General features: G+C 53.8%; 18 protein-coding genes and 2 pseudogenes. 17 read left to right on the forward strand and 3 right to left on the reverse strand.

All coding sequences use genetic code 11. From position 1 onward, the window contains the following. Window positions 1-103: 103 nt before the first annotated feature. The 12 genes from BLT38_RS08600 to BLT38_RS08655 all read left to right on the forward strand — a co-directional run bounded on the left by BLT38_RS08600 (window position 104) and on the right by BLT38_RS08655 (window position 15,656). A complete protein-coding gene (locus BLT38_RS08600; RefSeq protein ID WP_083344794.1) occupies window positions 104-1,048 on the forward strand; it encodes a transporter in 945 nt (314 codons plus the stop codon). A 112-nt stretch (window positions 1,049-1,160) separates the two neighbouring features. Beyond that, window positions 1,161-1,766 (forward strand): DNA-3-methyladenine glycosylase, encoded by a 606-nt coding sequence (locus tag BLT38_RS08605; protein ID WP_083344795.1) that lies wholly within the window; start codon window positions 1,161-1,163, stop codon window positions 1,764-1,766. A 548-nt stretch (window positions 1,767-2,314) separates the two neighbouring features. Further along, on the forward strand, window positions 2,315-3,274 hold the full coding sequence (locus BLT38_RS08610) for a polysaccharide biosynthesis/export family protein (RefSeq protein WP_172838192.1): 960 nt from the start codon (window positions 2,315-2,317) through the stop codon (window positions 3,272-3,274). Between the two features lie 173 nt (window positions 3,275-3,447). Continuing rightward, window positions 3,448-5,616 (forward strand): GumC family protein, encoded by a 2,169-nt coding sequence (locus BLT38_RS08615; RefSeq protein WP_083344797.1) that lies wholly within the window; start codon window positions 3,448-3,450, stop codon window positions 5,614-5,616. Continuing rightward, window positions 5,616-7,229, forward strand: a complete 1,614-nt coding sequence (locus BLT38_RS08620; protein ID WP_083344798.1) for a lipopolysaccharide biosynthesis protein — start codon at window positions 5,616-5,618, stop codon at window positions 7,227-7,229. The genes BLT38_RS08615 and BLT38_RS08620 overlap by 1 nt, the downstream gene beginning before the upstream one ends. Then, entirely contained in the window at window positions 7,226-8,542 is a 1,317-nt protein-coding gene (locus BLT38_RS08625; protein WP_083344799.1) for a glycosyltransferase family 4 protein, read from the forward strand. The genes BLT38_RS08620 and BLT38_RS08625 overlap by 4 nt, the downstream gene beginning before the upstream one ends. Next, window positions 8,542-9,930: an O-antigen polymerase gene (locus BLT38_RS08630; protein WP_083344800.1), complete on the forward strand. Its 1,389-nt coding sequence runs from the start codon at window positions 8,542-8,544 to the stop codon at window positions 9,928-9,930. The genes BLT38_RS08625 and BLT38_RS08630 overlap by 1 nt, the downstream gene beginning before the upstream one ends. A 61-nt stretch (window positions 9,931-9,991) precedes the next feature. Beyond that, complete coding sequence (locus tag BLT38_RS08635; protein WP_172838193.1) at window positions 9,992-11,152, forward strand: glycosyltransferase; 1,161 nt, start codon at window positions 9,992-9,994, stop codon at window positions 11,150-11,152. 3 nt (window positions 11,153-11,155) lie between these two features. Then, window positions 11,156-12,397: a glycosyltransferase gene (locus BLT38_RS08640; protein ID WP_083344802.1), complete on the forward strand. Its 1,242-nt coding sequence runs from the start codon at window positions 11,156-11,158 to the stop codon at window positions 12,395-12,397. After that, window positions 12,394-12,990 (forward strand): WcaF family extracellular polysaccharide biosynthesis acetyltransferase, encoded by a 597-nt coding sequence (locus BLT38_RS08645; protein WP_083344803.1) that lies wholly within the window; start codon window positions 12,394-12,396, stop codon window positions 12,988-12,990. Before BLT38_RS08640 ends, BLT38_RS08645 begins: the two co-directional genes overlap by 4 nt. Continuing rightward, window positions 12,987-14,213, forward strand: a complete 1,227-nt coding sequence (locus BLT38_RS08650; RefSeq protein WP_083344804.1) for a glycosyltransferase family 4 protein — start codon at window positions 12,987-12,989, stop codon at window positions 14,211-14,213. The genes BLT38_RS08645 and BLT38_RS08650 overlap by 4 nt, the downstream gene beginning before the upstream one ends. Before the next feature lie 171 nt (window positions 14,214-14,384). Beyond that, complete coding sequence (locus tag BLT38_RS08655; RefSeq protein ID WP_172838195.1) at window positions 14,385-15,656, forward strand: MraY family glycosyltransferase; 1,272 nt, start codon at window positions 14,385-14,387, stop codon at window positions 15,654-15,656. Here the strand turns inward: BLT38_RS08655 and BLT38_RS20485 are convergent. After that, on the reverse strand, window positions 15,543-17,471 hold the full coding sequence (locus BLT38_RS20485) for a hypothetical protein (protein ID WP_172838196.1): 1,929 nt from the start codon (window positions 17,469-17,471) through the stop codon (window positions 15,543-15,545). The two genes, BLT38_RS08655 and BLT38_RS20485, sit on opposite strands and share 114 nt — an antisense overlap. A 276-nt stretch (window positions 17,472-17,747) precedes the next feature. Here BLT38_RS20485 and BLT38_RS21155 point away from each other — a divergent pair. Continuing rightward, a pseudogene (locus BLT38_RS21155) lies at window positions 17,748-17,945 on the forward strand (hypothetical protein); the annotation flags it as partial. A gap of 90 nt (window positions 17,946-18,035) precedes the next feature. Next, window positions 18,036-18,206, forward strand: a pseudogene (locus BLT38_RS21160) (DapH/DapD/GlmU-related protein); the annotation flags it as partial. Here BLT38_RS21160 and BLT38_RS08665 read toward each other — a convergent pair. Continuing rightward, complete coding sequence (locus BLT38_RS08665; RefSeq protein WP_083344807.1) at window positions 18,203-19,381, reverse strand: glycosyltransferase family 4 protein; 1,179 nt, start codon at window positions 19,379-19,381, stop codon at window positions 18,203-18,205. The pseudogene BLT38_RS21160 and the gene BLT38_RS08665 sit on opposite strands and share 4 nt — an antisense overlap. A gap of 167 nt (window positions 19,382-19,548) precedes the next feature. Between BLT38_RS08665 and BLT38_RS08670 the strand changes: the two genes are divergently transcribed. The 3 genes from BLT38_RS08670 (at window position 19,549) to BLT38_RS08680 (ending at window position 22,879) form a co-directional block, all read left to right on the forward strand. Next, the gene (locus BLT38_RS08670) at window positions 19,549-20,619 is read left to right on the forward strand and encodes an acyltransferase family protein (protein ID WP_083344808.1); all 1,071 of its coding nucleotides are present in this window, start codon (window positions 19,549-19,551) and stop codon (window positions 20,617-20,619) included. 226 nt (window positions 20,620-20,845) lie between these two features. Continuing rightward, entirely contained in the window at window positions 20,846-22,006 is a 1,161-nt protein-coding gene (locus tag BLT38_RS08675) for a hypothetical protein (protein WP_083344809.1), read from the forward strand. Window positions 22,007-22,099: 93 nt separating this feature from the next. Further along, window positions 22,100-22,879, forward strand: coding sequence for a class I SAM-dependent methyltransferase (locus BLT38_RS08680; RefSeq protein WP_083344810.1), 780 nt, complete (start codon window positions 22,100-22,102; stop codon window positions 22,877-22,879). Between the two features lie 75 nt (window positions 22,880-22,954). On the opposite strand, the gene BLT38_RS08685 is transcribed toward BLT38_RS08680, so the two are convergent. Next, entirely contained in the window at window positions 22,955-25,105 is a 2,151-nt protein-coding gene (locus tag BLT38_RS08685; RefSeq protein WP_083344811.1) for a heparinase II/III domain-containing protein, read from the reverse strand. Between the last annotated feature and the right edge of the window lie 27 nt (window positions 25,106-25,132).

Below are 25,132 nucleotides of genomic sequence, written 5' to 3' on the forward strand. Positions count from 1 at the left end.
TCGACGAAACAGGCTCATGCTAGCCAAATCCTGAATGGTCTAGAACTGGCAGAAGTGACAGAACTCACGAAGTGGGCGCCATGCAAGAATTCGACTTGCCTGTATGAAAATCAGGTTCGCCAACGCGCTCTTGTTTCTCGGCTTACGCTTTGTCGTGGCCAGTTCCTGCAGCCCGCAGAGCCTGAGCCCACGAGCTTACGTTGTTGTACCGGTTCATTCGAATGCGGTCACATTGACCTACTCGTTGAACGCAGGCAATGTAGTGTTCAATGACTCGCTTCCAGTCACAAACTCTGGAGGAAGAATTGGAAGTGAGATCTTCAGCTACTTTCATACATTTGGTTTCTTGGGGCGCTCGGCAAACGTGACTTTCCTATTGCCTTATGAAGTAGGGCATTTTCACGGCGATGTTAACGGAACCCAACAACAGCTCTATCGCTCCGGCCTCGGCGCATTTGCAGGAAGAGTTTCGGTAAATCTTGTCGGCGGTCGCGCAATGAATATTCAGGAGTTCAGCCATTGGAGCCAAAAGACGGTGATCGGAACCAGCCTGACAATACAGACATCAACGGGACAATACGACGACGCACGTTTGATTAACGTGGGACAACATCGGTGGTCTTTTAAGCCTGAGATTGGACTCTCGCGCCGCTTCGGCCACTGGGTGGTTGATGGTTATGGCGCAGTATGGTTCTTCACGCCCAATAACGACTTCTTTACGAACTCACCGGGATCCAAAGGACCTAACCTGCAGACGCAAAACCCAATGGGAGCTGTCGAGGCGCATTTAAGTTATGACGTTAAGCCTCGTTTGTGGGTGTCGATAGACGGCAACTACTGGCATGGAGGCGCAACGAATCTTAACGGCATTGAAACCCCGACAACGCTGCAAGCCAACTCTAGGATAGGTGTGACTGCAGCGATACCGGTGTCAAAGCGTCAATCGTTAAAGTTCAGTTACAGCAATGGAACCTATACAACTTTTGGAGGAGACTTCCAGAATGTATCGGTAGCCTGGCAGTACTCATGGATCGGCCATCCCCGGTAAGAATGTCGTTCAAGAATCAGTTGTTTAGCTCGGACTAATCTCGATCGAAAGTAACGGGAAAATCAACCGGAACGCGCCAGAGTATGATTTGACTTCTACAGATTGCCTCTCAATGCAGAAGCAAAGACGTGCGACAGCACGGCTCATTCCGAGATCATTCTTCGCGCGGTCATCCGACGTGGTTGCCCCCGACTTGCTCGGAAAGATCCTGGTCCACGAGATCCAAGGCACTCGTGTGAGTGGACGGATCATCGAAACAGAGGCATATCTTGGACTCGACGATCCTGCGTCTCACGCATATCGAGGACAATCTCCCGCCAATGCCATACTCTTCGGCCCTCCAGGTCTCGCACACGTCTACCTGATCTACGGTCTACATTATTGCCTCAGTATCTCGGCGCATCAGGAACGGCACGCCGGAGGCGTTCTGATCCGTGCGTTACTTCCAATGACTGGTGTGGAACTAATGGCCGAGTTGAGGGGCAAGCCCGGAGCTACGAATGCGCAGTGGCTTACCGGGGTGCCTGGTCGCGTCTGCCAGGCCTTTGGTATCGACCGGAAAACATATAACGGCATCGATGTAACACGTAGGCCCTCGCCCCTTCGAATCATCGAGGATGAGTACAAGTGCACATCGGTATCCGTCACAAAACGAATCGGTATCACTAAAGGAGCGGATCACCCACTGCGTTTTGTTTGCGATCTCTCGCGCTCGTAGCGCATTTCGGAGTCATGACATGTCAATCCAAACCCAATTGGGGTTGTTTTAGGTTGATATGCAGGAACAACTGTCGCTTGTCTTAGCTATAACGCGTTTTCCCAAAACCTCTACGCCTCGCCTCCTGTTAGAGAAATCACATGGCATTCTCCATTGATTCAGTAGCAGTGGCTCGCCGCCCTAATCTCGTCCTAGGCTGATCGGCTTAACGCTCCGTTGAATCCCAACCACTGGCGAAAAAGAAGATTGTGTGCAGTATTTTGCATACTTTATGCAAAATACTGCACAGGAACTATCAAGGATTCTCAATCCCTTCTTCAGTTACTTCCGATAAATATAATGTCATGCGAAGCATCGCAGCTTTTTCTGTTGACATGATGGAATTCTTCAAGCAACCAGTCGCATATTGGCCTGCTACAGGATTGGACTTACACATGCTGCGACTATTGCTAGCTGCCCCTGGCTGGAATTCAATCCCCTAGATCGTCGAACGCGGGCTGAGTGAGCCGTATTCCGACACATGGTCCGTTATGAGAGTGCCTGCTCTTGTGAGTTGGATTCTTGCAACGAGTATGTGCGCCTATGGACAGTCGCTTGCGCCGCAGGCGATTCCACCTGTAGATCGGACCACGCAATTGGACGGCACGACCGAGACCGTCGCCAGCGGAGATCAACTCCAGGTGAACGTTGAGGATCTGGATGAGGTGCATAACCTCAATGTTCGAATTGCTTCCGATGGAAATCTTGATCTTCCGCTTGTAGGTTTAGTACCCGTAGACGGACTGACTATAGCTGGATTGCGGGCCAGATTAACGGAGCGCTACTCCAAATACGTCCGCCAACCCGTGATCACGGTATCAGTACTCACCAGCCAGAGCAGAACCGTTTCTGTGGTGGGCGAGGTGAATTCGCCGAGCGTGCAGGAGATTACCGGCACTCTGACAGTAGTCTCGGCCATCACCAAAGCGGGTGGAATACGCCCGGACGCTGGTCCCAAGGTCATCCTCACAAGAGATGCCAAGGCTGGCATACTCCCCCTGCCAGGTGCCACCGTCACTCCTGACGGACATTCCCGCATTGCTTTGTCCCTAGATGATCTTCTGGCGGCCAAGGCCCCTGAAAATAACATCTCGCTTCGAGCCGGCGACGTCGTGTCGATTCCGAAGGGCAGCTTAGTTTACGTAATCGGCAACGTACACCGCGCCGGCGGATTTCCGCTTCGCTCCAGTGGCAGCATCTCCCTGGTTGAAGCTCTGGCGCTTGCAGAAGGCTTGTCTCCGAACGCTCGCAGTCAAGACGCCAAAATACTGCGCCTTGTGAACCCAGGCGGTGAGAAACGACAGGAAATACCGGTCAATATCAACCAGATACTGGCTGGCAAGCAAGCCGACCCAATGTTATTCGCAGATGACATTCTCTTCGTTCCCAACAGTGCGGCAAAGTCCGGCGCGCGCAGAACTGCAGAGGCCATTCTGCAGGTCACAACCGGGATCCTGATTTACCGCTGATTAGCTTTCTCAACCGTGAGTGTTTGGCAGGGGGAGATTTGAAACTAAGACGCAACGATGGCGGAATCGAAACGCGGCTTAGGTCGCAACATAATCGTGACCTTTCCTGGCAAGATTCCGCGGATGACCCATATTTGGCCGACTCTCAGTCTGAGGAACATCATAGGCCGAGTATGCCAGCGGAGTATCTCCAGACTGTGTTGCGCCATCGCTGGCTCATCGCCGCCATGATGCTCGCGGGAGTTACGCTCAGCGTGCTTCTGCACCTAACCACTCAACCTCTATATGAAGCGCGTACTTCCGTTGAGATCCAACCCATGAATAGCGATTTCATGGATGCTCGCAGCGTCGCACCCACCGCCACTTTACCTAGCGATACAGTCCTCCAAACGCAAATCAAGTTACTCAGCAGTGAGTCGCTTTCCGAGCGCGTGCAGAAGCAATTCAATGGCGAAAGCCATCCTGACGTTGTCATGCAGAACGATTTGCTATCGCGCTTGTTGCGAACCCTTCATCTGCAATCCGGCAGTCAGATCGCGTATGAAAAGCTAATCGAGGACACTGCCAAAAATGTAAAAGTTAAGCCCAGTGGCATATCTCAATTGATAGAGGTCACCTGCCGCTCGTGGGATGCTGCGTTTGCTGCGCGCTACTGCAACGCGCTGATATCAGAGTTTCAAGAGATCGATCTCGAAAGCAGAGCCACGCAGGCCAAACACATCAGCGACTGGCTTGTGCAACAGGCGGCTGACGTTCGACAGAAGGCTGAGGACTCGCAACATCGCCTAGAGGTTGCCACTGGCGGCAATGGTCTTCTTCTCAATACCCCTACCGACGCCATGGGGGAACAACGTCTTCGTGAGATGCAGACGGAGCTTGTGCGAGCGCAAGCTGATCGTATGCAGAAGCAGGCTGAATTGACCGAGATGCAGGACGGCTCGGCCGATGCTTCTCCGGATAGTCCAGCTTACATAGCTCTTAAGTCGCGCTTGTCTGACCTGCAGGCACAGGAAGCGGCGTTATCAAACCTAACGGACGCTAATCCTAAAATGATCCATTTGCATGCCCAGATGGCGGAGACAGAGCGGGCGATGCAACATGAGAAAGGTGTCACTACCTCCAAATTGCAACAAGCGTTCCAAGCTGCGAAACATCGCGAAGACCTTTTGGGATTGAGTTATCGCGCGCTGGAAGGTACTGTATCCTCCACCCTGGAGAAGAGTTCCGAAATCGAAATCCTGCGGCGTGAGGTGCAGTCGGAACAGCAGCTCTATCAGACATTGCTACAGCGCGCCAAAGAAGCAGGCTTTGCATCGGCAGTGCCCGCGTCTACGATTCGCATTGTCGATACCGCGCGAATTCCTCGAATCTCTGTCTATCCGCAACGTGGAATGAACGCTATCCTGGGAGCGTTCATTGGCCTGGCAATCGGCATCGCAATCGCCTTCGTTCTGGAGCGGCAAGTACCTCGGCTTCGCCTTCCCGGTGACATCGGTCGATTCATTAAGTTGGACGAGCTTGGTGTAATTCCCTCACCGCATGTCGAACTCGAGCTAGCGGCACACATTAAGCCGCCTCTGCAAGGTGCCCTCACACTCTCTACCTATCGCACTGGGGCTACGTCTCGCGACACCAGCACTGTCTGGCGCGATGAGGCGCTTGTGGCGGAAGCATACCGAAACACTACCTTCTCAGTGTTGCTGTCACAACCAGATCGACGTTCCCGTGTTTTTGTTGTCACTTCACCTGAAGCAAACGAAGGCAAAACCACAGTCGTAACGAATCTTGGCATTGCTCTTAGCAAAGCGAAGCTGCGCGTGGCACTGGTGGACGGCGATCTTCGCAAGCCGCGTTTGCATGAAGTGCTTGGAGTGGACAACAACAAGGGGTTGAGGAATCTGTTGATCGATGGCGTGGCGGCTCATGAGGATCAGTTGGACCTGTTCTGGAAGCCAACTAACTATGAGAACCTGTTCCTCATTCCGTCTGGTACTGGCAAGGCGTCCATCTCTGACCTGCTTCACTCGGCACAACTGGATGTTTTGTTTGGAAAACTATCCAATGCGTTCGACGTGGTTCTGATTGACTCACCACCGGTATTGCACATGTCAGATGCACGCATCCTTGCAGGCCACGCGAGCCGCACCATATTGGTGTTCCGCTCAGGCGTTACCAAGAGGGCAAATGCAGTCACGGTACGCAATATGCTGCAACGAGACCGCGTGACGATCGCCGGGAGCATTCTGAATGACTTCGATCCGAGACGAGAAGGTCAGCGGGCGTACTACAAAGGCTATTACGAATATCGCGGAACGGGCGCGGATCGCGAGGCGACCACCTGATGTCGAATGCGCTCGCAGAAGAACCGTTGCTTAGCGAGGAGTTCCTCGTTCCGTTGCCCGCTGCAACGCGTGAGGGGATTCCGTCAGAGGTCGCGAAGCACGTGGCGAAAGGCGTCTCGGTCCTGAGCGCCGCAGTCTTCATCGAGCGTGGAGCGACCTTTCTTGCGAACGTACTTGCGGTGCGCCTTGCCGGGCCAGCAACCTTCGGCGCTTACTCAGTCGGCATCACTACTGCGAACAACATTTCGGTGTACGCGGCAGGCGGCATCGGCACCACCGCGACGCGCTTCTCAGGAAAGTATCCCTACGATGGCGGCAGCTATCGCGTGTTCGCGCAAGTAATGGCTACCATCTCACTCTGCTCGGCTGCCTTGGCAGCATTGGCACTGACGCTGGGAGCATCGCCCATCGCGGCTCTGTTACATCGAGCTGATCTGGCCGGGCTATTGCGCATTGCAGGTATCACCGCAGCGGGCATGGTGCTGCTGGAATGCGCACGCGGATTCTTTGTGGGACAGCAACGCCTGGTGGCGCTTGCAGCTCTCTCGCTGTTGGTGGGACTTGGCATGCTGGCATTGATCCCGGCAATGGCAATGACTGGGAACGCGAAGAGCATGGTTGCATCGCATGGTGCGGTGACTATCGGTGCAGTACTTCTCTGCTGCGTGATGGCCGCACGTCTTCATCTACAACCTCCTATCGGACGTGATAGCGGGATAGCATTCTTCCCTCTTATGCGCGAGGTGTGGAGCTACGGTCTTGTGCAGCTTTCAGGGCTTGTTAGCGCAAATGTCGCAGGATGGTGGGTCACGGCTCTGGTGGCACGCGGCGACTCTACCCTCGCACAAATCAGCTTCTTCTCCATTGCAAGCCAGCTAAGAAACCTCATTGGCCTGATCCCTTCTCTGTTAACGGAGGGCAGTTTTTCAGCAATGGCTACACCTGGGGAAGGAACGGGTACAGCCCAGCGCGTGATGATGCTTTGCACCTTTGCTTCAACAGCCGTGAGTTTTGTTGTAGCTGCAATCACGATGGTTGGTGCTCCACTACTGCTGCGCCTTATCTATGGGCAGGTCTACGCGAACGCTGCACTTGCGGTATGCATTGCCGTGGGAGTGGCCGTCATTCAGATGGGAAATGCACCGCCATCGGCGCGCCTCAGCGTAGTGTCGATCCGGTTGACTGCCGTAATCAATACAGCATGGGCGGTAACAACCGCACTTCTTGGAACTGCTCTTATGTTGCACGGCGGCAACGCTGCTCAAGCTATGGCAGTGTTCCTCGCGGCACACATCCTGATCGCATTATTAGTGCTGATTGGACTGCAACGACGTGACCGTCTTCCCTCTGGCATGGTTTCGCTCTTCATCATAAGCACCAGCGGGATTGTTTCTCTTGCGCTACTAAGTGCTGTACGTGTTACACATCCGGCCGACAGTGGTTTGTTGTCGTTGCTGATGCTGTGCGTCGTCACACTTTGCACAATGCTTCTATATCGACTTGGCAAGAAACAGTCCTGCCTGCCCAGCCAGGCAATGCTGCTAAGCCTTCGCCATCGGATTCTGTCCTCCCTGCGCCGCCTTCCTTCCTTCACGGCAGGAGGCAAACAATGAAGACGCCCTCCAATGCTCCTACCACCTTAGAGTCTAGTAGCGCCGGATCGACCAAAGTAGTCGTAGTACACAACGGTGCCCGTGACCGCTACCAGGTAGCACTTGCGCTATCAAAAGCAGGGCTACTCGAATGCCTTGTCACCGATTTCTTCTGGTCGGAAGAGACCGCCTTCGGTCGCATGTTGGCGGCATGGCTACCAAAGCGAGTGCTTGCTGTTCTTAGACAGCGCAGTGCACCAGGCTTGCCTAAGTCACAAGTCAAAACCTGTGTCAGCGCAGGTATCGGCGGTTTTTTTCTCGATAAAGCCCGCTTTGTGCCCTTCAATGCACGACGCTGGCTCACACGAAAGGCTGACGCTCGTCTTGGGCGCCTGGCAGGCCATATTGCTGCGCGCAGTGACGCAGAGTTACTGAGCTACAGCTATTACGCGTTCGATGCATTTGAAGCGGCTGGACGCGCGGGCATTTTGTTTCAGCTGCACCCCCACCCTGAAACCATGCGCTCGTTGCTGCAAGCGGAGTTAGTGTCACATCCGGATTGTGCTCACTCGCTTCAACAAGAATGGGAGCTGAATCTACCGCAGGACGACTTCGAGCGGCTCGTACATGAAACAAGGATGCCCCATGCTTCTCTGGTGGCTTCTTCCTTCACAAAGCGCAGCCTAGTGGCTCATGGCGTAAACGCGAATTCTGTACGAGTGGTTCCCTACGGAATTGACCTTGAGAAGTTCCGTCCCGATCTCACATTGCAGCGCGACCCATTGAAGCCGCTGCGCCTGTTATTTGTCGGTCGCATCAATCAACGAAAAGGCATCAAGTATCTGCTACAGGCGCTCGCTCTTCTTCCTGATGCACCAATTGAACTCACAGTCTGCGGTCGCGTTCTTGATGGACTTGAGCTGTTCGAACGCGAAGCACGTCGTGTAACAGTTCGCCCATCCGTAAGCTCAGAAGAGCTCGTGAAGGCATACCAGAGCGCAGATCTGTTCGTACTTCCGTCTGTTGGAGAAGGCTTTGGGCAAGTATTGCTTGAGGCGCTCGCATGTGGACTGCCTGTGCTATCGACAACAAACACCGCAGCGCCAGACCTGATTCACAACGGTGTTGAAGGCTTTATCGTCGACGCGCGCAGCCCCGAACAAATTGCAGAGCGACTTGAGTGGTCATTGGCACACCGTGATGAGTTGCTGGCCATGCGACTAGCGGCACGATCATGCGCAGAGACGTTTCCATGGGCGCGTTTTCATGAGGGAGTTGTGCGGTGTGTTCGTGACGTTATGGCTGGCCACGCAGCGTACGAGGAGGCCGCCTAATGTTTGTCGCTCTTTTGGTTGCCACCGGCGTTATTGCTCTCATCGGAACCGTCTGTGTTTTGGATGGAAGCCACGACATTTTTCATCCACTCGTGCTGATCGGTCCGATGATGGCATTTCTTTACACGTGGATGCCGTGGAAGCTCTATATGAACGACGGCCTGTCGCGCTTCTTCGACAATAATCAACTGCTATTTGTCGCTACCTTGAATCTACTGGGCGTAGCCACATTTGTTGCCTGTTGCTTATCTGTGGGCGTACAGTCCGTGCCCCGAAGAAACATCAAGCGAAGGCTGTCGCCCACCATTGCCAGGCGCCTCCTTTTTGGTGGATGCGTCGCTGGCTCATTAGGCCTCCTTTGCTGGGCGATCACAATCGTCAATGTTGGTGGCTTCGTGAATGCCTATAGCGCGTCGTACTCCGGTGGTTGGGACGATAGCGGCTACATTCGCGATGGCAGCATCCTTCTACTGCTGGGCATTATGACGGCTCTTTTATCGAGGAGTGCCGGCGGCCCCCGCATACCCGCTTACTGCATGTTGGCAATCTTTGGAGTCCCATGGTGCGCGTCTGCTGTCCTGATGGCGCGTCGTGGACCGACGTTCGAGTTAGTGGTCTTCATCTTCATGAGTTGGTACGTGAATCGGAAGAAACGGCCGCCCGTCATAGCGTTGGCGGTCGGCGGTATCTGTCTTGGATGGCTTGTTTTGTTTCTCGTTACAAATCGAAGCTCAATCTATATCGGTTCTAACTTTGATGTGAAGACGGATGTCAGCAACATCGTTGAATCGGCCGATACAGGTAACGAGTGGATCTACGGCAGCGGCACGGTGCTGAGTTCCGAACGACGAGAACACTACTTCTGGATGCGCCGTTATCTTGCGCAGATTTTGGTGCGGCCAATTCCAAGTTCGATTTGGCCCAACAAATACGAGGATTTTGGCATTCCTGAATTACTGCACAATGCCGGCACGGGAGAAGGATTTGGTGATGCCTTGGGCTGGAAGGGAGCTGACGGCTCCGCTCCGGGAATCGTGGCAGACCTTTGGGTTGAGGTCTGGTGGCTGGCTGTTCCCTTCATGGGCGTCCTGGGATGGTTCTACGGTTGGGTGTGGAAGAACAGTGTCACCAAAGGCGGCTACTGGGTTAGTCAGGCCATCATTCTCAACGCCATTTCCATTTATCTCGTAATGCAGACCATGGAAGCCGTTATCTTTCGTTCCCTGCTTCTATCAATTCCGTGCTGGTTTGTTTGGCGTTATGCGGAAAAACGCGTGACGCACCACGTTGCATGGCGAAGAGAAAACTTCGCCCGGCCCCATATCTTGCGTTTGCGAAATGTAGAGAACATCCGGGATTTCGAGGTTAGCCATGCAAACGAAAGCTGAATCACTAAACGCTGCCAAATGTCGCGCCGTCGTGATCTGGATCGACTGGTATTCATACCACGTGGCCAGATTCAAGGGGCTGCAGGCTGCATTCGGCGTTCACGGGGAGGTCTACGGGATTGAACTCATCGGCGGAGTAGGTGTTCACAAGGGCTATAACTTTCGGGAAGGTGTTCAGGGGCTGCCTGTTGAAACTCTCTGCGCTACGAAAGGATGGCATGACGCGAACAAATTCACCTTGTCGATTGCATTGATCCGGCGACTCTCAAAGTTAAGCCCCGAGCTCGTTCTGGTTCCGGGCTATTACACGCTACCTGGAATTGCTGCAGCCATTTGGTGCAAAACCACTGGACGCATTAGCGTGCTGATGACCGAGACAACCGCCACGGATCATGTACGCAAAGGGTGGCGAGAAAAGTTTAAGTCTCTACTGATTCGCTCGTTGTTTGATTGGGCGGTGACAGGTGGAGCAGCGCACGACCGTTACCTATTGCAACTTGGTTTTTCGCAGCAGCGTATCACTCACTTTTACGATGTGGTTGGAAACAGACACATTCAGGAATCAGTATCAGACATCCGCCTGAACTCTTCTCCTGCACAACACGGGCTCCCCGACCATTACTTTCTGTTCGTTGGTCGCCTGGCTCCGGAGAAGAACGTTACCGACCTGTTGGATGCATGGCTTGAGTATCGTGCACGCGGCGGTCAGTGGTCGCTCGTTTTAGCCGGCGATGGCCCTGATGGTCCAACATTGAAGGAGCGACTGAACGCTAGCGTCTACAAGAAACATGTTTGCTTTCTTGGACACCGTAGTGCGCGGGAGTTGCTACCTGTGTATGCATTTGCATCGACCTTCGTTTTGCCGAGCAAACGTGAACCTTGGGGCCTTGTGGTGAATGAAGCGATGGCGGCCAATCTTCCCGTGATTGTTTCAAAACGTTGTGGATGCGCAGAAGACTTGGTCCGCCCCGGTAAAAATGGGTTTGTCTTTGATCCGTCAAACCCCGAAATGCTTACGGACCAACTATCTTTGATGTCCACTTATTCTGAACAAGAGCGAAGCCGTATGGGGCACGTTTCGCTGACACTCATCGAGCGCTACACACCACAAAACTTCGGCCAACAGATCGTAGGCATCGCTGACGGATTCGTGCGCGATCAGGAAGTCAGCGCGAAGGTGATAGCGATCATGGAATCGGCGGCCAGGATCAACGGAGATTAAACGATGTGGACGATGGAACACAGGGGAATTTCCCCGGATTCATCAACGGAGCCGACGACAGCCAAAGGTATCTGGCTGGAAGTGCTGTCCCACATCGATCCGCGGTTCGGCGGTATGAGTGCGGCTGTTCCAAAGCTCGCAGAGGAGTTACGTAAACGCCAGGGTTACGACGCACGCATTGTTTCCTTCAGCTCGCCAGAAGAGATTCGCGAGTTAAATTTACATCCCCATGTCCCACTCACACTCTGGCCACCGAACCGGTCAAAGTGGATGACCGACGGCGATCTTCGCAGACGGTTTCAGACAACGGTACAGGCATCGTCGGGAGTTCATATCCACGGTCTATGGGAGGCGAGTACTCTCGCCGCATCCCTCACAGCACGGCGTAGCCAGATACCCTATGTCATCTCACCGCATGGCATGCTGGAGCCTTGGGCGCTTGCAAATAAGCGCCGCAAGAAGCAGGTTTACGCTTCCTTGTTTGAACGGCGGAATCTGGACGGCGCCGCGTGTGTTCATGCGTTGACCAGATCGGAGGCTCTGGACTGTAGGCGATTCGGTTACAAGGGGCCAATCGCGATTATCCCGAACGGCATCGACGTCCCCACGACATACGATGCTTCCCTTTTCCGCGCACGATTTCCTCGAATCAAAGGTAAGCGCGTTCTGCTTTTTCTGGGCCGCGTCCATTACAAAAAAGGCGTCGACCTTTTACTGCATGCGTGGGCAAAGCTCTCTGATCGACATCCAGACGTCGTACTTGTAATCGCTGGGCCTGACTCAGAGGGAACCGTCGCGAAGGTGGCCCGACTTCTGGTTACGCTGAACATTTCCTCACGCGTCTTGCTTACCGACATGCTGAAGAGCTCTGCGAAGTGGAGCGCTCTTGCCGCCTCTGATTACTTCGTACTGCCCTCTTATTCCGAAGGTTTAAGTGTTGCGACGCTTGAGGCTTTGGGCTGCGGTTTGCCTGTCATCATCTCCGAACAGTGCAATCTGCCGCAGGTCCAGGCGAATGGTGCAGGCTGGCAGGTCAAAACGGATGTGGACGAGTTAGCACAGACCCTGATGACAGCATTGGCTGTTCCACCTGAAACATACGCCACGATGAGTTCACGCGCAGAAGCTCTTGCCCGGCAAAGTTTCAGCTGGCAAAGAGTCACCGATTGCATGGACCAGCTCTATCAATGGATTCATGGAGGCCCACACCCACACAGTGTGGAGTTCCTCGAGGATGCCGTATGAGCCAGCATATTGATCTGAAGTCATATGACAATTCGTGGTATGAGCCCGGCCGCTCCTTCCTGTGGCGCGCAGCATGGATGTTATTGGGACTTCCATTGTTTCGGTCTCCGTTGCTTCCGTCGTCACGACTACGAGTTACATTGCTGAGACTCTTCGGGGCTTGTGTCGGAGAAGGCGTCGTCATCCATTCTGAAGTGGTCGTGAAGTATCCGTGGCATTTGCGAATTGGAGATTACTGCTGGATCGGAGAACGCGCATGGATCGACAATCTGACAACAGTGACGTTAGGCAATAACGTCTGCCTATCCCAGAGCGCGTATATCTGCACTGGGAATCATGACTGGCGCGACCCGTCTTTTGGCCTGATGATAGCCCCCGTCACATTGAGCGATGGTGCGTGGGCCGGTGCTCGTAGCGTACTTCTGCCGGGAGTCACTCTGAATGAAGGTGCGGTAGCTGGCGCGGGGAGTGTCGTCAACCAGAACATTCCAAGCTGGCAAATCTATGCAGGAAATCCAGCACTGTTTGTGCGTAACCGCACCATCCGCGAACGGCCAGTACGCAACGGCGTGCTGGAGGAGGTCGCCGGATGAGAGTGCTGTTAATGAACCAGTTCTTCTGGCCAGATAGCGCGGCGACCAGCCAGTTGTTAACGGATGTGGCGCGTGATCTTGTCTCGCGTGGCTACGAAGTTCATGTCATCTGCGGCGGAACGTATGCCGAGACGGACCCAGAATCTAGACCTGATGTTGTTGTTCATCGGGTACAAGGCTTCCGCTTTTCGCGGTCTGCTGCTGGCCGTATTCTCTCGTATGCCACCTTCTACATTGGCGCGACTTGGAAAGCGTTTCTCGTTCCGAAGCCCGACGCTGTTCTCACATTGACCACCCCTCCGCTTCTTTCAGTAGTGGGGGCACTTCTGAAGGTATTCAAAGGATCGCGCCTCTGCATCTGGGAGATGGATGTTTATCCAGATGTCGCCGTTGACCTCGGCTACATCAAAGCTGGCGGAATCATCCATCGAGTTATTGGAATTGTGGCGGACTGGTCTCGCAGAAATGCGGATGCAGTCATAGTGCTTGGTGAATGCATGCGTGCTCGTTTGCTTGCACGTGGCATCCCTAACGATACGATCGCCACTGTCGAGAACTGGGCTGACAGCACACAGATCGTGGTTGCTCCGCGCAATATCAATCCCAATTCCCTGCTTATGGTCTACTCAGGCAACCTGGGACTTGCGCACGACGTGGAGACGCTGACCGGAGCGATTCGTAGGCTTCGCGATGATGCACGCTTTCGTTTTCTCTTTGTTGGAGGTGGCTCAAGGCGTGCTGAGCTCGCATCGTTCCTCCAAGCCGAAAGCATCAACTCGGTTGATCTGAGAGCATATGTTCCGAGAGCTGAACTTGGTTCCAGTCTGGGCGCCGGCGACATAGGCGTTGTGACGCAAAGAGCGGCCTGCTGTGGTTCAGTAGTACCCAGCAAAGTGTACGGCCTACTCGCGGCCGGCCGCCCTATTCTGTTTGTTGGTCCCGGGGCTGCAACTCCCGCCTCGATTGTGCGGCGTCATGCCTGCGGATGGCATATAGAAAACGGGGACGTCGAGGGGTTGGTAAGCCTTCTTAACCATCTAGGCAAACATCCTGAGGAAATTTCAGCGGCGGGTAAAAATGGCCGGTTGGCCCTGGAAAGGGAGTTTGATCGTCCTCTCGGCACTGCCCGCATTATCAATCAACTTGTAGGAACCACGTCCTTCCATCACAGCACGGCAAACAACGCGTACGCGGAACAGGTACCACCCATCTCCGTCCCCTAGGAGAAAGATATGTCTCTTGCGCTTCTGCTCGGTGTCGTAAGCTTCGTTATCTGTTTCCTGTTCACTCCCGTGTGCAGAATCATCGCGCTGCGTTTGAACCTTGTAGACAAACCCGACGAGACACGCAAGAAGCACATAGCGCCCACGCCTCGAGTTGGCGGTGTTGCGATCATGCTTGCCTACACTTGTACGATTGGCCTCGTGCTGGCGATAGATGTTCACGGAGAGCAAATTCATATCCAGCATCACAGTTTGCTGCAGGTACTGTTACCCCCAGCGGCTCTGATCTTTCTTGTTGGCCTGCTCGACGACCTGTTTGATCTCAAACCGTTGATAAAACTCCTTGGACAGATGGTTGCGTGTGTGATGGCCTCCGTTCTGGGGTACATACATGCTCCCGAAAGCTTCGCCTTCGGGACATCCCCGCACCCCTGGCTGAGCATCGTCATCTGCACGTTTTGGCTTGTGGTCTGTACAAACGCCATCAATCTCATCGATGGAATGGATGGCCTGGCTTCGGGTGTGGGTCTGATGGGTGCGTTTGCGACACTTGCAGTTGGTTTGTATCAACATAATGTCGGTCTAGTTGTCGCAACCATGCCTTTGGCTGGCGCTCTTCTTGCGTTCCTGTTCTACAATTTCAACCCAGCTTCAATTTTTCTTGGTGACTGCGGGAGTCTGACGATAGGCTTCATGCTTGGCGCCATCTCGCTTACATGGCAGCACCATGACGGTCCCACGCTGGGGATGTTCGCTCCAATCAGTATTCTGGCGCTCCCATTGCTTGACGTTTGCATCGCGGTTGCACGCCGCTACCTTCGACACAAACCGCTCTTTTCTCCAGATCACGGACATATCCATCATGTGATGCAGGATCGTGGACATCATCCAAGAACGGCAGTTCTTCTGTTGTATGCCACATGCGCAATTACATCCACGCTGTCGTTCCTGGCTTCTGTGACATCGCGAGGTTTCAGGATTGGCGTCATCGCCGCATTCACCATCCTCATACTGGTGGCCATACGCTACCTGGACTATGTTGAGTTCCGCGCGGCACGTGAAGTACTTTCTTCGCGACATATGCGAAGGCAGGTTGACGAAGAGATCTATGTCAGGGAGTTGGAGATCGCTCTCTCCAATATGAAGAACATCGATGAATGCTGGGAGTTGGTGAAAGCATCTTGCCAGAAACTAGAGTTTGCAACCGCAGAAATGTATTTCAGAAATCACTACTTCGAAGCAGTTCTTCAGGAGCAAGTCGAAGAGCGGGACTGGTGGATGACACTGCCCGTGGGCGAGTGCGGCTATCTCCGTGTAAGCCGTTCCAACCTACTCGGAGGTAGCAACATTATGATGGCTGCTCTTGACCGCTTGCAGCGCGGGCTCGACAAGTGGGACCGGACTGCCACTCCCTCCGACCGAGTTTTCGACACTGCCGCGTAGTCGCTTGGCATCGTGATCTTGGCCACCCGGAGACCTTCCGGCGCTGCCGTACATGGCGACGATCCTCGTATTAGCCGGATCCCAATAATCAGCGTGAGCCATGAGGATATCGCCTGCAGCAACGGCAGCGACCAATGCTGCCCGTGACTGCAGCAGGCGTTTGGCATCGGAATCGTTCACAAGAATGCAGCTAAAAGCGTCCGGGTAGTAGGTTCTGATGTCTGCGTTAGTCGCCGTCTCGTTGTGAAAAAGAAACGACTTCAACGGTGCTGTATAGGCATAGTGTCTGGGCGTGCTTTGTTCCGGTATAAGAAGGCTGTCCGGAAACGCGGCCGCCAGGCGTTGAAACATCCCCGCATCCAGGGGGCGACCATTCTGCTCAACCGTGCTATCCAGGTAAAACAGCGTTGCCCCCCATCGATCGTGCGCGTACCTGATCTTACGGAGCATATCTGCTTCCGCGTCTTTTTCGCTCAATTGAACTTGTTGAGCGCCGCCTCCCGGCAGCAACGTAAATCGTTGCGGACGCACACACACGCCGACTCGAAACCCTGCATCACGAATGATGCTGAAGTATGCATCATCAAGCTTCTTACCCACGTATGGCGGCGTCGTATCCATGACTACCGACTCCATCTCCGGAGCAGCCTTCGCGATCTGATCCGGAGCGCAAACGTAGCTTGTATTCTGCGGGTATTGTTGTCCCTCGATGTCCCAGGTGATCACTCCCTGAGCATTCAACTTTCTGAGATTGCGTACGATCTCTCCGGCCTTCGCCAGGATGCGCGATTGGAAGAGTCTCTGCCCCTCAGGTGTTCGAAGATCCATTCCTGAGCCGAGGTAGTGACGAGGATTGGCTCCATCCATAGCATCAGCGGGTTGATCCACCTTCGGCGAACTTGCAAGATACGCGGTGCCGATAACACGTCTGTCGGTCCACTTTATTTCTGCGGGGTATTGTCGCGACCAGTTGGAATACGCATCGGACGCCAGCGTACTCGCTGCAACCCCGTGGGGCGCGAAACGTAATGCGATGCGAAAGGAATCTGTCTGTCCTGGCAGGACCGGCCGGTCGTGTCGAGGGTAGAACTCCGGCAGTCCATCAGGCGTTGTCGTGCTTACCAATACAGAGTATGCGGCATCTCCAGTGCCCGTTGGCCACAACATGCTGTACAGAGGCTTCGATGCATCGGGTGCAACGTCGACGACCTGTCCCGTTCCGAAGTCAGCGACTGTAACGGAAGGCGCCGATGTATTCGAAGTGCCTTGAGGGTAATTAGCATTTACAAACCCACGAGGCAGCGTAGGAAAGTGCAATGTGAGCGGATACACAGACGCACCGTCAAAAATCACTCCTGAGTTTGGACGGTTCGATTCACTGATATTGATTTCCAACGCATCGGATTTCTGCGAGAACTGTATTTTGATCGTTCCCCATCGAAAGTTGTAAATTTCGGTTTTCGATGCGGCATCCCACTTCGTTCCTTGGTTAGTCTCACCCCAACCATCCGCGGTAAGCACGCGCCCGGAGCCATCAGTCAGCTTCATATGTCCGACGTGGATTTGGTCTTGCTGGAATCGAGACGCGTCTGCTAGGACAGTACCGTTGTATGTGAGACGATCTACTCCCTTCGAACCGTAGGTAACAAGCAATTGTGCATCACACGCATAGGAAGCAGCAAGCAGCAAGCAGAACAGATACGGGAGCATTCGTGCTGTTCGACGTGATCGGATGCTCATATCGTCGCCAACTGCGTTGTTGCTCTGCTGTCGCCACTGGAAGTATCTTGCAAGGTTAGAAATAAGATGTTCCATTCTTCTTTTAGGATTTGCTTCCAAGCCGAAAAGGATGCAGTCTTCTGAAGAGCGATATTCATCGTTGCTCGTTCAACTGACCTCCTCTGCCACCTACCTGATGACGTAGCACGCGAGTGTCCAAATACTTAGTCCTGAAGGAATAATGTCTTGGGTTTCGTGCGATCACAAAAGTTGCTGTTCCGTCTGCGTATGCATTGGCGTCCGAAGGTACTAAGTGCCGTGCGCAGGTTGTATTGGAAAGCCTTGGGAATGACGATAGGTGCGGACACACGCATGTCGCGCATACTTGTCACATGGCCACACCGTGTCTCGTTAGGGGAACGCGTTAGCCTCGAGCATGGGATTTACTTCAATGCGGCCGGTGCACACGCTTCGGGCATAGCGATTTCTCTCGGCGACGGCACCTTTGTCGGCAGTGGATGTGAATTTAATGCGATTGAGGGTATCTCTATTGGTGAGAACTGCCTGATTGCCAGCGGTTGTCGCTTCATCGATCACAACCACGGCATTCAAGCCGGCAAACTTATGAAGCTGCAAGACGAGATTTCGTCACCGATCAGGGTCGGCACAGACGTTTGGATTGGAGCGAATTGCATCGTCCTCAAGGGCGTTTCCATTGGAGACGGAGCGATTGTTGCTGCCGGATCGGTCGTTACGAAATCTGTAGAGCCCTACACAATCGTGGCCGGCGTTCCAGCCAAATTCATCAAGTCACGAGAGCTGGATAGTTAAACAAGCGACTGGAATGCAGCCAGAAGCTTCGACGCCGACTTATCCCAGGTGAACTCCGACGCACGTTCACGTCCTAGGGCCGCCAGCACCGCCCGAGCGCTTTCATCACGAAGCAGTTCAATAATGTTTCGGACGTGTGCTTTCGCATCGGTCGGTGACAGGAGTACTGCTGCGTTCCCTGCCACCTCCGGTATACCCGTTGTGTTGCTGCTGATGACCGGAGTGCCGCTGGCCATTGCCTCAATCACTGGCATGCCGAAGCCGTCATAGAGCGTTGGAAACCATACGAGTGTTGCTGCCTGGTACAGAGCAACGAGCTGTCGCTCGTCCTGGAAGCCGGCGAGGACGCACCGATCCCCGAGCGCTTTCGCGCGCGGAAGGTAGGTCTCGTCAGCATGGTTGATGATGACAAGGACTACGTCTGGGACCGCTGCCGCGATAGCCGGCCACGCATCAAGAATAAGGTCCGCATTTTTTCGAAACTGAAGGCCTCCCGGCACGAGTACGAACGGCCTGCCCTGCACTCCGAGCTGATGCAGTACTGCCTTCCCCTGCTCATCCGCAGGCGCAAAGAAGCTATCTGACGCGGCGTTTGGCACCACACGCAATCGGTCTCTGAGGTTTGGGAAAAAGTGAGCCGTTCGTTCTGCAGCAAAATGAGAAATCATCTGGAGCATGTCCACTTCTCGTTCGAGACGGGCAAACAGCAAACGCCACTTCAACCGTTGTTTCATCAACCACACGCTCTGACGATGGGCTCCCGCTTCGAAGTGCTGAGCATCATGGCAGGTGACGACGAGACGCGCTCTTCGCACTGGTACATACGACTCCGCCGTGCAGTGAACGAGATCGACGTCGTTCCAGTAATGCTCGGCGGCAGGCCGATTCGTCAGAATCCACCGCAACTGCTGTGCCGATGTCTCTGACTTGAAGAAGTGGTATTGGTACGCTTGCCACGGATTCCCGATAAGCGGGATTACACGAGAGTGGTCTGCAGGATCCGCAAGAACGTGCAGATTCACACCGGGTGTTGCATGCAGCCGCTCAGTAAGTTCACGGGAAACGCGCCCAACACCAGTCGATCGGTAGATGTTCCGCAGGTGGACGTAGGAGAGAATGTTCACCAATTCACCCGGATACGAGAGAGCAGCGACCTCATTATAACTTTGGCTCATTCAGCAAACAGCCAGCTCCGGAAGCCGTCAGATGGATAAATTCATTGCGCGCTGGCGGTATGTAACGTAGACTTGCGGCCACCTATCACCCTGATCGCCGCCGCTCATTTTGAATGAGCTACGGGTGTGCGGTGCGCTTTATCTAATCTCTGGAAAGACCAGGTGAGATGGACAACGGTTCACATCACAAAGCGGTGGTTTCGTTCTACCGACCTCAACTGGATGTCGTTCGTTTCTTTGCCTTCTTCGCAGTGTTTATCCACCACGCGATCCCTCGCACAGGCTCAGGGAGCGCTATTGAAATGTTCGCTGACGCAATGGGTTTTGGGTTGTGCCTGTTTTTCGTTCTGAGTGCATATCTCATCACTCTGTTGCTAAGTCGCGAGCATGATGCTACGGGCTCCATCAATATGGGCGCTTTCTACATCCGTCGCATTCTGCGTATATGGCCACTCTATCTGCTTGGCCTTTCCATCGGTGTCGCCCGTGCGTTCCATCATGGAGTCTTGCAAGAACAAAAGGCCTGGTTCATTGCCGCCCTTCTCTTTGCCGGAAACCTTGTCTTTCCAGGCAACATCCTCATGTCGCATTTGTGGAGCATCTCCATTGAAGAGCAGTTCTATCTCTTCTTTCCCACGTCCTGCAGATTCTTCGGACAACGCGGCATGTTGGTAATCGCGTGTGTCTTGATTCTCTTGGCGAACGTGACCTTAGTTCATTTCGCACAAATACACGCAGACCCCGACGTCACTATTTGGTTCAATAGCTTTGTCCAATTTGAAATGTTTGCAACAGGAATTCTGCTGGCACTTGCGGATCGCTGGCTGCCGCGATGGAGCATTCCAATGAGTCTGCTCGTTGTGCTCGGTTGTATAGGCGGGTGGCTGCTGGCCGCTGGCCATTTTCATTTGAAAACCATGGGAAGTAAAGCACAGTCGGCTGCCTCTCTATGCGCTGGTTACGCTCTGGTAGCTATCGCATGTGGACTATTAATCGTCGCCTTCCAGCAACTCCCGGCCCAGCGCCCTTTCATCTATTCTGGAAGAATCTCGTACGGTCTCTATGTGTTTCATCTTCCGGTCTTGGCGGCAGTCACTTCGCGCGTCCACGGTCTAGCCGGATCTGCTCTGACATTGATACTGACCTTCTGCGTCGCCGCAGTCTCTTACCGTTATTTCGAGACGCCCTTTCTCCGACTGAAACGTCGTTTCGAGCGAATCAAGACGTTCGCGCCATAGATAACGTCTCGCTCTGCATTCGTCAGATGAAACCCGGTCGATGCCAAATCAAATCCAGCTTTACCTCAATTCACGCACCCGTTGACATGCAGGGCCTTAGGTGAAATGCTGCTCGGTAAATTGATGGCCAGACGAAAAGTGGGCGTGTAAGCGCCATACTCGATCCTGGCTGATTGATTCGAAATAGATGCTTACTGCTAGGAGTCATCGTGGTGGTGCCATCTTTATGAATCCCGATTCCGTGCCGCTGTCGACCTGCATCCTGATTTCAGGATCTTCCGACCTGCTGAGTGCCGCACACCTCCTTGAAGAGATCGGACGACGATGCGGACAAGAGAACATTGAGGCACGACTTCGTTTCCTTCTGACAGTTCCCTATTTCGGTAATAAGATCCCCCACGCCGTCCTTATCTATAACCAGCACAAAGTTCTCTCAGCCGCGGTAATTGTTCTTGAATATCGTTGGCGACAATTAGGTCTTGGCATCTTCGTACCAATAGACCCTGAGGGCGACCTCACGGTACTCTCGGCTCCTGATCTCCAATCGGAAGCCGCCAGCCGGGCCGCGGCATTCTTAATGCAAAAGCAAGCACGCGCCGTATATCTGGTCGCCCATTCTGATAGCACTGGAACACGGGGCGCGGACACGCCGCCCAACACAATCCTCCATCGCGATCTGCGGCGAACACTTCCGCTCCTTGGCTCGCTGGACGAGACACTCGCTATGATGGGCCCTCGAAGTCGGCGCAATTTGCGCAACTTTGCCCGACGCGCAATAAAAGAGTTTGGCGCCATCTTCTATCCCGAGTGTGACATCTCAGAAAATGGCCTCATCGAGATAAACCGAGTGTGTGCCTACCCCGTCCCCGACTGGGTCTCCTCCTGGCGATATCACAGCACACACACTATTCCGGGCGGATTTATTGCTGGTTTGCGTGCGGAGAACGGCGAGTGGCTATCTCTGCTTGGAGGCCGTCGTTATGGCGACACAACCATCATTGATTGGCAGATGAACCGCATTGACCTTGGTTCCATCTCCATCGGCACCGCCATGCGCTACTTTCAGACGGAGCACGAGATTGCAATCGGCCGCAAGTGGTTGCAGTTCAACGGCAGCACAGCACATTCAATCCAGAACGCCTTCCAACAGGAGACCGTGACAGATCTTCTATGGATGCGTCCTCCGTACAGCCGCAATTTTATCCGTCGGCTCTGGGCAAAACTGCTTCCAAATTCAAATCGCCTGAAGGCGCTGCTCACTGGCAACGAGACATCGCTGAACACCATACCGCATTCACTGCCGACACAAACGAAAGCAACCTCATTTGAGGAGAACGAACAGTCAACTTCTACAGTTACCAGAAGCAGTGCCATTGTCGCGTCGTGATAACAAAATGCTCTTGGGGCGAGTTGCGAAAGCGCTCTGTCTAGAAGATGTGAGTCGTCTCACATAGATGATCGCTGCGAGGATATCTGCCACATGAAGATCAGCGATGCTGCCGCCCGGACAACACGCAAAATATTGGAGCCGCTCAAGGCTCCTCTACGTAAACTCTTGGGCAGACCTCAACCACCAAAGGTAAAACCGAAACACGACTTCGACGTAAAGTACGGCGTAGACACTAGCGGCCTGATAGATGCCCGAGATCTGCATTCCGGACATCAGAACGATCAATTCATTACCGCCTACTTCGGCGTGCCACCCTCGCGTCTCGCCAACGCATTCGAACTCTGGCAGCGAACAACAACCGAAAAACCAGCTTCTCAATACCGCTTTATTGATGTCGGTTGTGGCAAAGGCCGTGCGGTTCTGCTGGCATCGCAATTCGAATTTCGAGATGTTTTCGGAATCGAACTACAACCCAAGCTCGCTGAAATCGCAAGTGAGAACGTGCGAGGGTACCGTGAACAGAACAGCGTTCCTATGGATATTTCTATCCTGTGTGGTGATGGCCCATCCCTACTTCCTGAACTTCTCGCAGGGCCGGTTTTGATCTACCTCTACAATCCGTTTCAGGCGCCTGTTCTTAGAACTCTGCTCGAGAGCATCATCAATCAGAGTGAGAAGCTTTCTGGCCCCATCGATGTGCTGTATCTCTATCCGGAATATGAAAAGGTATTTTCTGAATTCCCTCTTTTTCAGAAGATCTGTCACGAAGAGATCGGCATCTCCGAAGAAGACCAAGACGATGGCCTCTCGGGACCGCTAGATCCTTGTTCTCTGTACCGCTTGGAACCACAGAGACAGACTTCCCCATGAAACCCAATCGAACGCCTTCGAACTCATAACGTACAGCCATTCCGAGAAACACCGAGTGAAGTAGCAGCTATCGACCTATTTCGCTCTGTGTTGGAACTTATCCCCGTTGCCCGCGGAGAAGGTATCCATGCCTTCCGTCGTCTCAACTTGGAAGGTTCCGTCTGAAGTCTGACTAAGACGAGGTATCATCCTGCCGCTGGATGGCAAAGTGTCAGATGTGGCCAGGAGCGTAGCGAACGTAACGGAGGTTCCTTTTCTACGAACAACGATGAACGGGACAGCTAACTGGGATTCCCTGCTTGGTGCGTCGCCGGTAAAGATTTCGGTTCCCGGCCCGCCAAGCATCTGTAGTGCAAGTTGTGAGCGAGCTATTTGCGTAGAGATGTTTAGCGGTGCGGAATCATAAGTTGCTGGTGGACTGTTTGAGTCCGAGTTAGACGCCGATGGCATATGCTCTGCTACAAAGCGCACCTTGACGTCAGTCTCGGTGCTGCCATGCAGCACGTGCGAGAGGTGCTGATACCCGTTGGATGCAGTAAAGGTATATGGCTTCATATCCACTGGGCTGAGCATAGATTCCGTGCCGACGTTGTGATACGCCCAATCAAAGTTATGAGCCTGTCCGTCCTTTGATTCGCAGTGGTCGATGATGAGGACATAGCCCGGTGTGAGAAGCATGGTCCGCTGCAGGCTTGCATTGGCGTATGCAGGACCAGCATCTGCGCGTACTACCGTCCAGCCATCACCCACATGCCAATCCAGTAGCTTACCGGTAGCTTGTGCCTGCCGCTGACCGTCGACCGAGATGGTGTTGTGTGCAATGGTCATCGCGTCCCATTCCTTATGAATGGGCAGTCCGTAAAAGTGAGTGCCGGGATCTTCTGCAAGGGTGATGCCGTGCGAGTACAGGACGAAGTTCAACTTGTCATAGTGGCCATGTCCTCCGCCATGCGGTCCAAATTTCATGATGGCGGTGAGGTCGCTCGTTGACGAACGCAGTGTGGCGTAGCCAGCCTCGGGAAAGACAGCACTTGCAAGTCGGGGAGCCGCGGCTTTGGGAAGTTGGGGCGCGCCAAAGAGGAAAGCCTCGCGATCGCCACGCGCGCCGTGTTCGATAACGTTGAGAAGCATGGGATCATGAGTCGCGGCGTATGCCACTTCGTAGAGAAATGATTGCCCATACAAGTTGGGCGAACCGCTATCGTTGAATGCAGGCAGACTTCCATCTGGCAACAACACACCCAAGGGCGAGTGAAAGAGCGCGAGCAGATTCGGCTCCTGCTTCCACAGGTCCATGCCTTTGCGCGATGCCATTTGCGCAGTCATCGTGAGAGCACGCATGGCGTAGAACTGATAACCCCACGCCCCCTCTGCCCAAAAGCCTTCGTGAACAAAGTGCTGCATCTGATAACGGAAGCCAATGGGACCATCGATGGCTTCCGTGATAAGCGGCTTGTCGTTCAGTGTGAAGCCAACAGCAGCAGCACCGGCATTGATCCATGACTGAATGTTCATCGTGGGCTCTTTGTGCGCTTTCAACACAACTGCCGCGGATGCTCTCAATACATCGTGCTCTATGCTCTGCTTCTCTGCTGCGGTGAGCACACCCACATCTCGGATAAGGTCGTAAGTCCACGCGATTTTGATGAGCCAGATGGATTCATCGAGCGTCTGCGCGTAGGCCATGGCACCGTTCGGGCCGGGCTTGTTATTAATGTCGTGAAGTTTGTATGTGGGGTATACGCGTGCGTAATCCTTAAGGATGTTTGCGGCGGCTTTCGCATAGGTGAGCTTCTTTGTGAACTGATAAGCAAGCGCAGAGGCGATGGCAGCTTCACCCAACGCATCGTTACGGAGCTCATACACCACGTGGTCATATGGATAACCCGTAAAGTTCTTGCCTGTGTCTGGGCAGATGTTCTGATCAGGCGGATGGAACTGCAGCGGTCTGCCGCTTTCCGGACAGGCATACCAGTGCAACCATGCACCGCCTTCGGGAGGCGGTGCAGAATCGGGCGTGCCGAAGCGCTTGATGTACGACGCAGGAAAGTCGTCTGCCTCCTTCAAAAGCAAATTGAGGCTTGCTTTTGCCCATGGTTGTTGCTCCGCAAGCTGTTTGCGTGCGGCAATGTCTGCGGGCGATAGAAAGAGGGATTGCGCTTTGGCACAAGTCAATTCGCAAGATGCGAGTGATAGGAGAACGACGAGCTTAAGCAGACGATGCATGACGGGACAACCCTACCGTGGCGGCGG

Source organism: Terriglobus roseus (assembly GCF_900102185.1).
GTDB lineage: Bacteria > Acidobacteriota > Terriglobia > Terriglobales > Acidobacteriaceae > Terriglobus > Terriglobus roseus_A.

Bases quoted from the DNA above. Each gene is read 5' to 3' on its own strand.
- BLT38_RS08600 (WP_083344794.1), top strand. From the start codon at position 104: ATGAAAATCAGGTTCGCCAACGCGCTCTTGTTTCTCGGCTTACGCTTT.
- BLT38_RS08605 (WP_083344795.1), top strand. From the start codon at position 1,161: ATGCAGAAGCAAAGACGTGCGACAGCACGGCTCATTCCGAGATCATTC.
- BLT38_RS08615 (WP_083344797.1), top strand. From the start codon at position 3,448: ATGCCAGCGGAGTATCTCCAGACTGTGTTGCGCCATCGCTGGCTCATC.
- BLT38_RS08620 (WP_083344798.1), top strand. From the start codon at position 5,616: ATGTCGAATGCGCTCGCAGAAGAACCGTTGCTTAGCGAGGAGTTCCTC.
- BLT38_RS08625 (WP_083344799.1), top strand. From the start codon at position 7,226: ATGAAGACGCCCTCCAATGCTCCTACCACCTTAGAGTCTAGTAGCGCC.
- BLT38_RS08630 (WP_083344800.1), top strand. From the start codon at position 8,542: ATGTTTGTCGCTCTTTTGGTTGCCACCGGCGTTATTGCTCTCATCGGA.
- BLT38_RS08640 (WP_083344802.1), top strand. From the start codon at position 11,156: ATGTGGACGATGGAACACAGGGGAATTTCCCCGGATTCATCAACGGAG.
- BLT38_RS08645 (WP_083344803.1), top strand. From the start codon at position 12,394: ATGAGCCAGCATATTGATCTGAAGTCATATGACAATTCGTGGTATGAG.
- BLT38_RS08650 (WP_083344804.1), top strand. From the start codon at position 12,987: ATGAGAGTGCTGTTAATGAACCAGTTCTTCTGGCCAGATAGCGCGGCG.
- BLT38_RS08655 (WP_172838195.1), top strand. From the start codon at position 14,385: ATGCTTGCCTACACTTGTACGATTGGCCTCGTGCTGGCGATAGATGTT.
- BLT38_RS20485 (WP_172838196.1), bottom strand. From the start codon at position 17,471: ATGGAACATCTTATTTCTAACCTTGCAAGATACTTCCAGTGGCGACAG.
- BLT38_RS08665 (WP_083344807.1), bottom strand. From the start codon at position 19,381: ATGAGCCAAAGTTATAATGAGGTCGCTGCTCTCTCGTATCCGGGTGAA.
- BLT38_RS08670 (WP_083344808.1), top strand. From the start codon at position 19,549: ATGGACAACGGTTCACATCACAAAGCGGTGGTTTCGTTCTACCGACCT.
- BLT38_RS08675 (WP_083344809.1), top strand. From the start codon at position 20,846: ATGAATCCCGATTCCGTGCCGCTGTCGACCTGCATCCTGATTTCAGGA.
- BLT38_RS08680 (WP_083344810.1), top strand. From the start codon at position 22,100: ATGAAGATCAGCGATGCTGCCGCCCGGACAACACGCAAAATATTGGAG.
- BLT38_RS08685 (WP_083344811.1), bottom strand. From the start codon at position 25,105: ATGCATCGTCTGCTTAAGCTCGTCGTTCTCCTATCACTCGCATCTTGC.